Origin of the sequence: Stenotrophomonas pictorum JCM 9942, from assembly GCF_001310775.1 — a bacterium.
GTDB classification, from domain to species: Bacteria; Pseudomonadota; Gammaproteobacteria; order Xanthomonadales; family Xanthomonadaceae; genus Stenotrophomonas; species Stenotrophomonas pictorum.
In genome coordinates, this window is record NZ_BAZI01000786.1 from 1 (window position 1) to 596 (window position 596).

The following is a 596-nucleotide window of genomic DNA, read 5'->3' on the forward strand; positions in this document are numbered from 1 at the left end:
GACCTTGTCGCCCAGGGCGGCGGCGGCGTGCCACGCCAACGCGGGTCGTAGAGGATGCCGCGGGCCAGTGCGATCGCGTCGGCCTGACGGTCCTTCAGGATGGCCTCGGCCTGCTTTGGCTCGGTGATCAGCCCCACCGCGATCACCGGCATGCCCACCACGGCCTTGATCGCCGCGGCGAACGGCACCTGGTAGCCCGGGGCCACCGGAATCTGCTGCCGCCGGTCCAGACCGCCGCTGGAGACATGCAGGAACTGGCAACCCCGGGCATCAAGCACCTGCGCCAATGCAATGCTCTGCGGCAGATCCCAGCCGCCGGCGACCCAGTCGGTGGCCGAGATCCGCACCCCCACACTGATCTTGTCCGAGACCGCTTCACGCACCGCATCGAACACCCGCACCAGCAGGCGCAGGCGGTTCTCCAGCGAGCAGCCGTATTCGTCCTCGCGCTGGTTGCTCAGCGGCGACAGGAACTGGTGCAGCAGGTAGCCATGCGCGGCATGGATCTCGATCAGGTCCAGGCCGATCCGCTCGGCGCGGGCGCGCGGCGGCGACAAACGCGGCGACCACCGCCTCGATGCCGGCCTCATCGAGCG

1 pseudogene is annotated in these 596 nt (G+C 69.8%); it reads right to left on the bottom strand.

The annotated features are described in order from the left end of the window. A pseudogene (locus JCM9942_RS17690) lies at nt 1-596 on the bottom strand (oxidoreductase); the annotation flags it as partial.